At 63.6% G+C, this 11,217-nt stretch carries 11 protein-coding genes; 8 read left to right on the top strand and 3 right to left on the bottom strand.

Annotation, left to right across the window (positions count from 1 at the left end):
- Positions 1-209: 209 nt before the first annotated feature.
- Both NX84_RS11360 and NX84_RS11355 read right to left on the bottom strand, forming a co-directional pair.
- A complete protein-coding gene (locus NX84_RS11360; RefSeq protein ID WP_039676654.1) occupies positions 210-866 on the bottom strand; it encodes a LuxR C-terminal-related transcriptional regulator in 657 nt (218 codons plus the stop codon).
- 3 nt (positions 867-869) lie between these two features.
- A complete protein-coding gene (locus NX84_RS11355) occupies positions 870-1,562 on the bottom strand; it encodes a sensor histidine kinase (RefSeq protein WP_039676652.1) in 693 nt (230 codons plus the stop codon).
- 110 nt (positions 1,563-1,672) lie between these two features.
- Between NX84_RS11355 and NX84_RS11350 the strand changes: the two genes are divergently transcribed.
- From NX84_RS11350 to NX84_RS11340, 3 genes are read left to right on the top strand one after another with little or no spacing between them, the layout of a single operon-like run.
- Positions 1,673-2,359 (top strand): ABC transporter ATP-binding protein, encoded by a 687-nt coding sequence (locus NX84_RS11350; RefSeq protein WP_052319770.1) that lies wholly within the window; start codon positions 1,673-1,675, stop codon positions 2,357-2,359.
- Positions 2,356-3,756 (top strand): FtsX-like permease family protein, encoded by a 1,401-nt coding sequence (locus NX84_RS11345; RefSeq protein WP_039676648.1) that lies wholly within the window; start codon positions 2,356-2,358, stop codon positions 3,754-3,756. Before NX84_RS11350 ends, NX84_RS11345 begins: the two co-directional genes overlap by 4 nt.
- Positions 3,753-4,682, top strand: coding sequence for a S41 family peptidase (locus NX84_RS11340; RefSeq protein ID WP_039676646.1), 930 nt, complete (start codon positions 3,753-3,755; stop codon positions 4,680-4,682). Before NX84_RS11345 ends, NX84_RS11340 begins: the two co-directional genes overlap by 4 nt.
- A gap of 156 nt (positions 4,683-4,838) precedes the next feature.
- On the opposite strand, the gene NX84_RS11335 is transcribed toward NX84_RS11340, so the two are convergent.
- Positions 4,839-5,312 carry an inorganic diphosphatase gene (locus NX84_RS11335; RefSeq protein ID WP_039676644.1) on the bottom strand — a complete coding sequence of 158 codons (474 nt, stop codon included), beginning with the start codon at positions 5,310-5,312 and terminating at the stop codon, positions 4,839-4,841.
- Positions 5,313-5,381: 69 nt separating this feature from the next.
- On the opposite strand from NX84_RS11335, the gene dacB reads away from it, so the two are divergent.
- The 5 genes from dacB to folE are packed head-to-tail and all read left to right on the top strand — an operon-like array spanning position 5,382 to position 11,213.
- Positions 5,382-6,668 (top strand): D-alanyl-D-alanine carboxypeptidase/D-alanyl-D-alanine endopeptidase, encoded by a 1,287-nt coding sequence (dacB, locus tag NX84_RS11330; RefSeq protein ID WP_039676642.1) that lies wholly within the window; start codon positions 5,382-5,384, stop codon positions 6,666-6,668.
- Complete coding sequence (gene tilS, locus NX84_RS11325; RefSeq protein ID WP_039676640.1) at positions 6,658-7,617, top strand: tRNA lysidine(34) synthetase TilS; 960 nt, start codon at positions 6,658-6,660, stop codon at positions 7,615-7,617. The genes dacB and tilS overlap by 11 nt, the downstream gene beginning before the upstream one ends.
- Positions 7,601-8,188 carry a hypoxanthine phosphoribosyltransferase gene (gene hpt / locus NX84_RS11320; RefSeq protein ID WP_039676638.1) on the top strand — a complete coding sequence of 196 codons (588 nt, stop codon included), beginning with the start codon at positions 7,601-7,603 and terminating at the stop codon, positions 8,186-8,188. Before tilS ends, hpt begins: the two co-directional genes overlap by 17 nt.
- 48 nt (positions 8,189-8,236) lie before the next feature.
- Positions 8,237-10,633, top strand: a complete 2,397-nt coding sequence (ftsH, locus tag NX84_RS11315) for an ATP-dependent zinc metalloprotease FtsH (RefSeq protein ID WP_039676636.1) — start codon at positions 8,237-8,239, stop codon at positions 10,631-10,633.
- Complete coding sequence (folE, locus tag NX84_RS11310) at positions 10,623-11,213, top strand: GTP cyclohydrolase I FolE (RefSeq protein WP_039676634.1); 591 nt, start codon at positions 10,623-10,625, stop codon at positions 11,211-11,213. Before ftsH ends, folE begins: the two co-directional genes overlap by 11 nt.
- Positions 11,214-11,217 lie beyond the last annotated feature (4 nt).

The raw sequence follows: 11,217 nt of genomic DNA, 5'->3' as shown, positions 1-11,217 counted from the left end.
CGTAACTTCTCATCACCTGACATCTACACAACCTCCTAGCTGTATAGATGCATTCACCACCTGAGCCCGCCGCGAAAATTTGGGCCTTATTTGCCGTGGGCGTAGGCAGGGTGGAGTTTTGCCGTGGGCGTAGGCGGGGTGGAGTGCGCGACGGGGTGAAAGTATGCAGGCGGGCGCATGGGGTTAAAGCTTCGCTCGGTGCGCGGGCTTTAGCGGTGGGCGGAGAGGTACTCCAGGATGGCTTTGACGCGGCGGTTGTCCTCGCTGGGATCTAAACGCAGCTTGGTGAAGATGTTGGAGACGTGCTTGGCCACCGCGGCGGAAGAAAGGACGAGCTCGGCGGCGATGTCCTTGTTGGATTTGCCGCGGGACATTAATTCAAGGACCTCGCGCTCGCGCGGGGTGAGCTCGCCCAGCCCGCTGCGCCCAGAGCTCATGAGAGCCTGCGCCACGGTGGGGTCGATGACGGTGCCGCCCTGGGCCACTACGTCCAAACTGGAGAGGAAGTCCCGCACCTCGGAGACACGGTCCTTCAGAAGATAGCCGGTGCCAGCATCGGGAGAGTCGAAGAGCTCCACCGCGTAGGCCGGGGCCACATACTGGGAGAGCACCATGACGGGTAAGCCCGGGTATGCGTTTCTTAAGTTCACGGCGGCTTTCAAACCATCATCGCCCATGCCCGGCGGCATGCGCACATCCGTGATGACGATGTCCGGCAGCTCATCGCGCAGAGAGTCCACCACCGCTTCGAGCGACGGGGCGGAATCCGCTTGGCCCACAATCGAATGTCCACGGCGCTCCAGAAGGCCGGCGAGGCCCTCGCGCAGAATGGCGGAATCATCCGCTACTACAATCCTTAAGCTCATTTTTTAAACTCCTGACTGTCCGCGATCGAGTAGAAGAGGAATCGAGCATGCCACCCTGGTGGGCCCGCCCGGGGGAGAAGATAAAGTCATCTCCCCGCCAAAAGCAGCGAGGCGCTCGGCCATCCCCGCCAAGCCGTGGCCCGGCATCACCTGCGCGCCGCCGGGGCCCTCATCCACCACTGCAATCTTCAAGGAGGCATCTGCGGTCACCAAAACAGAAACCGGGGAACCCGGTGCGTACTTCGCCGCGTTGGTCAACGCCTCCGCACCGAAGAAATAGCCACACGCCAGCACGGAGGCGGAGAGCTCCGGCAGCGGATGCGGGGCGAAGACGCTGACGTGGGGGCCGTGGGAAGAGGAGACGTCGGCAAGCGCGGCCACCAAACCGTGGTCCTGCAGGACCTGTGGGTGGATGCCGTGCACCGTCGTACGCAGGGAATTCAGGCCGCGGTCCACGTCCTGCTTGGCGGCGGTGAGGAGCTCGGTGAGGTCAGAGGGGGCGTCGAGAAGCGCCTCGCCCAGCTTCATACTCGCGGCCACGAGATACTGCTGCGCGCCGTCGTGCAAGTCGCGCTCGATGCGGGCGCGCTCCACCTCGTAGGCGTCCGCGATGGCGCGGCGCGAGGCCGTGAGCTGCGCAATCTTCTCCGCCTGCTGCTGTTCGTGGGTGGTCGGTTGGGCTTTTCTTCGGAACACGTTTCACAGCATAACGGGCGCCACCGACTCAAGGGGTAGCGCTGGCACTACCGTAAAGAGCAACGCTAGGGCTGTTCTTAAAGCGGGCCCGAGACGGTGGAATGAAAGACATGACACAGACACTTTCCCTGACAGACATCACCAAGGATTTCGGCGGCGGCCCGGTCCTCGCCGGAATCTCCCTCGACATCGCGCCGGGCGAGCTCGTGGCCGTGATGGGGCCGTCTGGCTCCGGCAAGTCCACGCTGCTGCACTGCATGTCCGGCGTGCTCACCCCTACGCACGGCATCGTGCGCTACGGGGATGAGGAGCTCTCCGCGCTTGGCGACGGCCCCCGCTCCCGCCTCCGCCTGCGCAACTTCGGCTTCGTCTTCCAAGACGGTCAGCTACTGCCGGAGTTGAGCAACGTCGACAACGTGGCGTTGCCCGCGATGCTCAACGGAGTATCGCGCGGGGCTGCCCGCAAGCGCGCGATGGAACTTTTGGACCAGTTGGGCCTGGGTGGTTTGGCGGATCGTCGCCCGGCGCAGGTCTCCGGTGGCCAGGCGCAGCGCGTGACCATTGCGCGTGCGTTGGTGGCGAATCCGGGCATCGTCTTCGCCGACGAACCTACCGGTGCGCTGGACCAGTCCACCGGCCACGAGGTCATGCAGATGCTCACCACCATCGTGCGCCAGTCCGGTGCGAGCCTGGTCATGGTCACGCACGACCCGAAGGTGGCCGACTGGATGCAGCGCCGCGTGGAGATTCGCGATGGCATCATCCACGACGACCGCCGCCTCGGGGTGATTCGATGAATACCGCGACCCTAGTCATGGACCTGCAGCGCGAATCGATACGCGCGCGCTCGGGCACAGGAATCGTTTCTTTGTTGGCTATTGTGAGCCTGACCATTGGTGCCGCCATTGCTTTCCTTGTCGCGGGCGGAACCTGGATGTTCTGGCAACGTGCTCAGCACGTTGAGGATGCCGCGCCCGCGCTCAAAGAGGCCTTCGGTAACGAGATGACGGCCTTTCTTTATCCTTGGTTCGCCCTGGCTCTGATGGCCTGCGCTTTCATTCTTCCGGCGCTGTTTAACCTCACAGCCCAAGCCGCCGTTCTCGGCGCCTCCGGCAGGGAGCACCGCCTAGCCACCCTGCGCCTGTTGGGGTTGAGCTCCCGCCAGGTGGAGCGCATGGCCATTGTGGAGACGGGCCTGCAAGCCATCATCGGCATCGTGCTGGGCGGGCTTATCAGCTTGCTCATCGCGCCTGTCTTTACCCAGCTCGACTTCCAGATGCGCCCCATTGCACTTCAGGAGCTTCTGCTCCCATGGTGGGGATATCTGGCCGTGGCCGGCGTGCTCTTTCTGCTGGCCATCGGCGCGGCACTCGTCGGCATGCAGCGCGTGCGCGTGAGCCCGCTCGGCGTGGCCAAGCGCCAGATGCCCGCAGCCTACCGCTGGTGGCGCGTCATCGTGTTCCTTGTCATCGTGGCAGTAGGCGGCGTGTTCCTCACGGGCAAGGCAGGCCCGCCCACCGCCATGGTCATCGTGGTCATGTTCGGCATGCTGATGAGCATTAACCTCATCGCGCCTTTCATCTTGCAGCTCGGCGCGCACGTCATGTCGCTCTTTCCCGGAACCGCGCACTTCGTGGCCTGCCAGCGCGTGGCGGGCAATGCGCGCCCGGCATGGCGGCGCAGTGCTGCCATCGGTTTCTTCGGCTACCTTGCCGGCTTCCTCGTCGCAGCTCCCTTGGGTTCTGACGCCTTGGCTCTCGTTCTGAAGGAAGACCCTGGAATGAACGTGGTGTTCAAAGACATCTCCACCGGTGTGCTGCTTACTCTTATCTTCGGCTTCACCCTGACCACCATGTCTATTCTCTTGGGCCAGGTGTCCGGCATCTTTGAGGACAAGGAGCTCATTCGCTCGCTGGATCTCATGGGCGTGCCGCGCCACTTCCAGTTCCGCTCCGGCGCGCTGGTGGTCATGGGGCCCGTTGTGGCCTTGAGCTTCTTCGGTTTCCTTTTCGGCGGCGGTATTGCTTCGCTGATGTTCTTCTCCAGCGTCGATCAAAGCAACGTCGACGTCGTCAGCCGCCTGCTCATGGCCTTCGGATTCCTAGCGGTGGGCTGGCTCGTTACGCTTCTCGCCATTGTCCTTGTTGAACCCCTGCGCGGCTACGTGCTGCGAACCGGAGGGAGAAAAGAATGAAAACTGTACTGAAAATCTTCGGCGGACTCTTTATAGTCGCCCTCATCGTGGTGCTCGCGGCCGTGTACTTCTTCGGCCCCTCCTATGGCGGGGCGCTGCTGGGCAAACCCGTATTCCTCTTCAATGCCAGCGAAAAGCGCATCAACACCGCGATGGTGGACACTGCAGCTATCACCGGCATCTACGGCGACAGCGATAAATTCATGTACGCCCGTGCGGGCTTCGAAGTGGATCCCACGAACCCGGATCTCCTCGATGCCGCCATTGACGCAGCCGGCGGTAAGCATTCCAAGGTCTTTAGTACCGAGAAGGAAAAGGCCACCGACAACACCGATCCCTCGGTTGAGTTTGAAGACGGCGTCCTGCGCGCCACCGTCCCGTCCATCGGCCGCCACGATGACGGCCAGGCCTACGCGGACACCTTGGCAACGGGGTTGACCGCCCACCCGGAGGCCTGTGCCGCAGTGGTCGATCTACGCGGCAATGACGGTGGTGACATGGGGCCCATGTACGCAGGCTTGAGCCCGCTGCTGCCGGACGGCACCGCGCTTTCCTTTGTCAGCCGCATGGGGACCACGGACGTTGTCATTGACGGCAACTCCGTCACCGGCGGTGGCACCCCCACCACCACGTCCGGCGGCAAGCTCGACATTCCAGTGGTCGTGCTGACCGACGGTGACACCGCTTCCTCTGCCGAAGCCACCCTCCTAGCCTTTCGCGGCCTGGACAACGTGCGCACCTTTGGCGAACCGACGGCCGGCTACGCCTCCGCCAACATGGTCATTGACTACCCGGATGGCCGCTCCCTCATGCTCACCACCGCCAAGGATAAGGCCCGCACCGGTGAGGAATTCGCCGAAGACCCCATCGCTCCCGATGCCCCAGAATCCGAGCTCGACTCTTGGCTCGCTTCCCGCTGCGGCTAGCTTCCCACCGCAGCTTCTTCGGTCACGTGTGCCTTTGACGTTCACGGTAAATAGTGCCCCAAACTTCGCCCGCAATTTTTCGCCACTATTTGCCGTGAACGACAGTGAATCGGCGAAAGAAAGTAGAAGCAGCCGGGCGAAGGGGACCTCAAAGGCTTACTTGAAGCGGGCCTTAGCCTCTTCGAGAATCTTCTCCGCTTCAGCTTTGTCGCCCCAGCCGGAGCCGGTAACTTCCTTGTTCGGCTCCAGGTCCTTGTAGTGGACGAAGAAGTGCTCGATCTCATCCTTGATGTGCTGCTCCACATCGTTGATGTCCTGGTAGCGCTCCCAGCGCGGGTCATCGATGACAGCGAGCAGCTTGTCGTCGCCGCCGGCCTCGTCGGTCATCTTGAACACGCCGAGGATGCGAGCTTCCACGACAACGCCCGGGAAGACCGGCTCCGGGAGGATGACGAGTGCGTCGAGCGGGTCGCCGTCCTCGCCGAGGGTGTGGTCGATGAAGCCGTAGTCAGCCGGGTAAGCCATCGGGGTGAACAGGTAGCGGTCCAGGTAAACCTTGCCGGACTCGTGGTCCACCTCGTATTTGTTGCGGGAGCCCTTCGGGATCTCGATGGTTACTTCAACGCTCACAGCTGATTCCTCCATTGTTACTAGGTTGGCATGTGCTCCGCTTAGTCTACCGCGCTACTCTAAAGGGCGATGAAAGCGAAGCATGTCTGGTGGAGTACTGCGGCCCTCGTCACTGCGGGAGCCGTGGCGGCGACGGCCGCGTTGGGTGTAAAGATCCAGCGCACCTACGATCATCTGGACCACGGCGAGCCGTATACACAGGCCGCGCCCGCAGCCTTAGTCCAACCCGTTGAGCCCGGCGATATCGACGCCACAGCGCTCAAAGCTCGGCTGGATGAACTGGGCAAAGACAAGGCACTCGGAACATTTGGTGCGCAGGTCATCGATACCACGACGCACGAGGTGCTGTGGGAGCGCGAGCCAGCCAAGCCGCTGACACCGGCCTCAGCCACGAAGGTTCTCACCGCCGCCGCAGCCACGTTTGCTCTCGATGAGGAGGAACGCCTCACCACCGAGGTCGTCAAAGGTGAGCAGGACGGCGAGGTAGTCATCAAAGCCGCGGGCGACGTCTGGCTGACGGATGAGCGCCTCGATGAGCTGGCGGAACAAGTTCAGGAGCACGTGAGCACCGTCACGCGCGTAGCCATCGACACGTCAGTCTGGCAAGGCCCCGACCAAGCCCCCGGATGGGATGATGACAACATTGACGGCGGCTTCGTCGCGCCTATTCAGCCGGCCATGCTCTACGGCGGTCGCTTGGGGGAGAAGACGGGCGATGTCCCGCGCTCCCACGAGCCGGCTCTCGACGTTGCCCGCGCCCTCGCTCAGCGCCTGGGCACGGACAAAGCCGACATGGCCGCCGCGCCCGAGGACGCCGAGGTTATCGCCACCAGCGAGTCCGAGCCGCTGGCCCTGCGCGCCCAGCAGGCAGTGAAGGACTCCGACAATGTCATGGCAGAAGCCATCGCCCGCGAGCTCCCCGTCCATCACAATGCCGAGGCCAGCTTCGAGGGGGCCGCGGAAGCAACGCTCGACATCCTGGGCAACCACGGCATCGACGTCAACGGTGTCACCCTCAAGGACGGTTCTGGCCTATCCCGCGATAACCGCATCCCCGCCGGTGTACTTGCCCACATCTTGGACACAGCAGTCGCCAGTGAGGACCTCCGCCCGCTTCTGGGCTACCTCCCGCTCGCTGGCGGCGAAGGTACCCTCTACCAGCGCTACCCGGAGTCCCCTGCCCGCGGCTTTGTCCGCGCCAAGACCGGAACCCTGACCGAAACCTCCGCCCTCGCCGGCACCGCGCAGGGAACGTCCGGCCGGGTCTACGCCTTTGCTTTTCTGGTCAATGACGGCGAGGTCATGTCTGCCCGTAAAGCCCAAGACGCCCTGGCCGCCGCACTCCATGACTTCTAAGAAGCCCTTCTGGCCGCGGCACAGCCCCAACTTCCTAGCCTGCCGCGTGGCTGCCCGCGCCGTGGTGGGCGAGGAACCCCGAACCATCGCCGTGGGTCTGTCCGGCGGCGCGGATTCCCTCGCGCTGACTGCAGCGCTCATTGCCGAAGGACACGACGTCACTGCCCTGTGTATCGATCATGATTTGCAGGAAGGCTCGGCCGACCAGGCGCGCCGGGCAGCCGACCAAGCTCGGGCGTGGGGTGCGGGGGCGGAGGTGATTCGGGTGGACGTCGGCAAGCAGGGCTCTGTTGAGGCCGAAGCCCGCACCGCGCGCTACCGTGCCTTCGCACCCTGGGGTGAGGTGGCCGTGGCGCATACTGCCGATGACCAGGCCGAGACACTGTTGCTGGGCGCCTTGCGCGGGAAAATCTCGGGCATGCTCGAGCGCGCCGAGGTGGAGGGCGCCCGCGTGGTGCGTCCGCTGCTCAACGTGCGCCGCGCCCAGACTGAGGCCGCCTGCGCGGAGTTGGGCGTCGAGGTGTGGCACGATCCCCACAACGCGGATACTGCCTTCCGCCGTGTGGCCCTGCGCCGTGACATCCTCCCGCGCCTGGCGGACATCGTGGGCGGTGACCCCATCCCGGCCCTGGCCCAGGCAGCCCACGACGCCGCGCTTGACGACGCCTCCCTCCTCACCCCACCCACCGCCGACTGCGCCGAGCTAGCCGCGCTCCCGGAACCGAAGCGCCGCCGCGCCCTAGCAGCCTGGCTGCGCGAGCAGGGCGTGGAGGTCACGCGGGAAGCTATTCGTGGCGTGGATAAGCTGTGCACACAGTGGCACGGTCAAGGTGGTGTTGCGGTGAGGGGCGAAAAGGTGGGCACAAGGTTGGAAGTCTTGAGGGTTGGTGGCACACTGTCACTATTGCCTCGGTCAGCAAAGGAGCGCTCACGTGCACGACAATCATGATTCAGACGTCCCCGCCCACCCCTACGGCACAGACATCCAAGCCGTCCTCGTCGCTGAAGATGCCCTCCAGGAGCGCATCCAGGAGATGGCGGATCGCGTCTCGGAGAAATACCGCAACGCAGAAGACGACCTCATCCTCGTGTGCGTGCTTAAAGGCGCGGTGTTCTTCCTCACCGATTTTGCCCGCAAGCTGACCATTCCTTCCCAGCTGGAATTCATGGCGGTGTCCTCGTATGGAAACTCCGCCTCCTCCTCGGGCGTGGTGCGCATTCTTAAGGACTTGGACCGCGACATTGAAGGCCGCGATGTCGTCATCGTGGAGGACATCATTGATTCCGGCCTGACCCTGTCCTGGCTCATCCGTAACCTGCAGGGCCGCCAGCCGCGCTCCCTGGAGGTGGTCACCCTGCTGCGCAAGCCAGAGGTGGTCAAGGCAGAGCTTGACCTGTTCGATGTAGGCTTCGATATTCCTAACGAGTTTGTCGTGGGCTATGGCCTGGATTTTGCCGAGCGCTACCGTGACCTGCCCTATGTAGGCACGCTGCATCCGGCGGTCTACAGCAACGATTAATCTTTATTCTTGTCCGGCGCTTTAAGCCGCAATTGTGCAAGGTAGTTAATGAAAAACAAGAACATCATCCGCTACGGCTCCATCGCGGGCCTGGTCCTCATCCTGCTGTACGCATTCACGTTCTTTACCAACGATGCCCGCAGCTTCAAGCAGGTGGACACCTCGGTGGCCATGGAGCAGCTGACCTCCAAGAACGTCGAAGAAGCGCAGATCGACGACCGTGAGCAGCAAGTGCGCCTCAAGCTCAAGAAGCCGGTGACGGTGGAAGAGCAGGAGGGCATCGAGGAGGTCATTGCCAAGTACCCGGCGCGCGCCTCCGAGCAGGTCTTTAACGCAGTTAAGGACTCTGGTGCTGAGAAGTACCAAACGAAGGTCACGCAGGATTCCTTCATCGGCTCGATGATTAGCTTCCTGTTGCCGATGCTGCTGCTCTTCGCGCTGTTGTTCTGGATGATGTCGCGCATGCAGCAGGGCGCTGGCGGCATGTTTGGCATTGGTGGCTCCAAGGCCAAGGAGCTGACCAAGGATATGCCGACCAACACCTTCGCGGATGTGGCCGGTGCGGACGAGGCAGTGGATGAGCTGCAGGAAATCAAGGACTTCCTTGATGATCCGGAGCGCTACCACGCGCTTGGCGCGAAGATTCCGCGCGGCGTGCTCCTCTACGGCCCGCCGGGTACCGGTAAGACTCTTTTGGCCCGCGCGGTCGCGGGCGAGGCCGGTGTGCCCTTCTACTCCATTTCCGGCTCCGACTTCGTGGAGATGTTCGTCGGCGTCGGTGCCTCCCGCGTGCGCGACCTGTTCAAGCAGGCCAAGGAGAATAGCCCGTGCATCATCTTCGTTGATGAGATTGACGCCGTGGGCCGCCAGCGCGGCTCCGGTACCGGCGGTGGCCACGATGAGCGCGAGCAGACCCTCAACCAGCTCCTCGTGGAGATGGACGGCTTCGGTGACCGCGAGGGCGTCATCCTCATCGCCGCGACCAACCGCCCCGACATCTTGGACCCGGCTCTGCTGCGCCCGGGCCGCTTCGACCGTCAAATTCCGGTGACCAACCCGGACCTGGCTGGTCGCGAAGAGATTCTGCGCGTGCATGCCAAGGACAAGCCGTTGGCCAAGGAAGTGGACGTGGCCCAGTTGGCGAAGCGCACCGCCGGCATGTCGGGCGCCGACCTGGCCAATGTGCTCAACGAGGCCGCCCTGCTCACCGCCCGTATCGGCGGCAACGTCATTACCTATGACGCGTTGGAAGAGGCTACCGACCGCGTCGTTGGCGGCCCGCGCCGCCAAGGCAAGATCATTTCCGAGCATGAGAAGAAGGTCACCGCCTACCACGAGGGCGGCCACACGCTGGCCGCGTGGGCGCTCAAGGACATTGAGCGCGTCTACAAGGTCACCATCCTGGCCCGCGGACGCACCGGCGGCCACGCCATGACCGCGCAGGAAGACGACAAGGGCATGTATACCCGCGATGAGCTCTTCGCGCGCCTCGTCTTCGCCATGGGAGGCCGTGCTGCCGAGGAGCTGGTCTTCGGTGCACCGACCACCGGTGCGTCCTCCGACATTGAGCATGCCACCAAGATTGCGCGGTCCATGCTTACTGAGTACGGCTTCTCCCCGGACTTGGGCACCGTCAAGTACGGCAAGGAGCAGGGTGATCCCTTCAGCCAGATGGGTGGCGGCGGGACCATCGACTACTCCGACGCCATTGCCGCCAAGATTGATGAGCAAATGGCCTACCTCCTTAACAGCGCGCACCAGCAGGCTTATGACATCTTGTCTGAGCACCGCGATTACCTCGACACCCTGGCGGAGATGCTCCTGGAGAAGGAGACCCTGCGCCGCCCGGACCTCGAGGGCATCTTTGAGGGCATCGAGCCGCGCGAGGCCTTTGACGTCTTCCCGAATGAGGACGAGCGCTTCCCGCGCCAGGCCGGCCGCGAGCCGGTGAAGACCCCGGTAGAACTGGCCAAGGAGCGCGGTGAGGAGCTGCCGAAGCGCATGACGCTTCTCGACGCCTCCCGGGCCGCCCGCGAGCGCCGCCTCGCCGCCCAGGAAAAGGGGCAGTCTGATCCCACCGCTTCGGAGAAGGAAATCGGCTTCAGCTTTGGCCAGCATGCCGGTGACGTGGTGGACCCTGAACAGGGCAATACTTTCTTCGGTGAGTCTGAAGCTAAGCCCGTCACCGATGCGACCGGCCACGAGCAGGAAGTGCCGGAACAGGAACTGCGCAACGCCCAGGGTGGACTCAGCAACGAAGAGACCCAGGAGATTCCGCGCGTGACAGATGCTCCGGAGCCGCAGCGCAAGGCGGAGCGTCGTGGACGTCACGCCAAGCCGGACAGTCATGACGGTCATGGAAACCACGGCTGGGGTGCACCCGGCTGGGGCGAGCAGGAACACCGCAGCAACCCGTACAAGGACGGCCAGGACAATGAGCGATAACATCCCGGCGCAGCGCGAATTCGACCATGAGCGCGCAGAAGCCGCCGTACGAGAGCTGCTCATCGCCGTGGGCGAAGACCCCGACCGAGAGGGCCTGCGCGAGACCCCTGCCCGCGTGGCCCGCGCCTACGCGGAGGTCTTCGCTGGCCTGCACGAAGACCCCACGGAGGTCCTCCACAAGACCTTCGCTGAGGAGCACCAGGAGCTAGTCCTCGTGCGCGATATTCCCATTTACTCTACGTGCGAGCACCACCTCGTTCCCTTCTACGGCACGGCGCACATCGGCTACATCCCTGGCCCCGACGGCCACGTCACCGGCCTGTCCAAACTGGCACGCCTGGCAGACATGTACGCCAAGCGCCCGCAGGTACAAGAACGCCTCACGAGCCAGATCGCCGATGCGCTGGTGGAGGTTCTCCACGCCCAGTCCGTCATCGTGGTCATCGAATGCGAGCACCTGTGCATGGCTATGCGCGGCATCCGCAAACCGGGCGCGACTACGACGACGTCCGCCGTGCGCGGCGGTTTCAAGAAGAACGCGGCCTCCCGTGCGGAGGTCATGAGCCTGATTAGGAGCTAACCCC

It is taken from the genome of Corynebacterium minutissimum, assembly GCF_000805675.1.
GTDB lineage: Bacteria > Actinomycetota > Actinomycetes > Mycobacteriales > Mycobacteriaceae > Corynebacterium > Corynebacterium minutissimum.
This window is presented reverse-complemented; position numbering and strand designations above follow the sequence as displayed.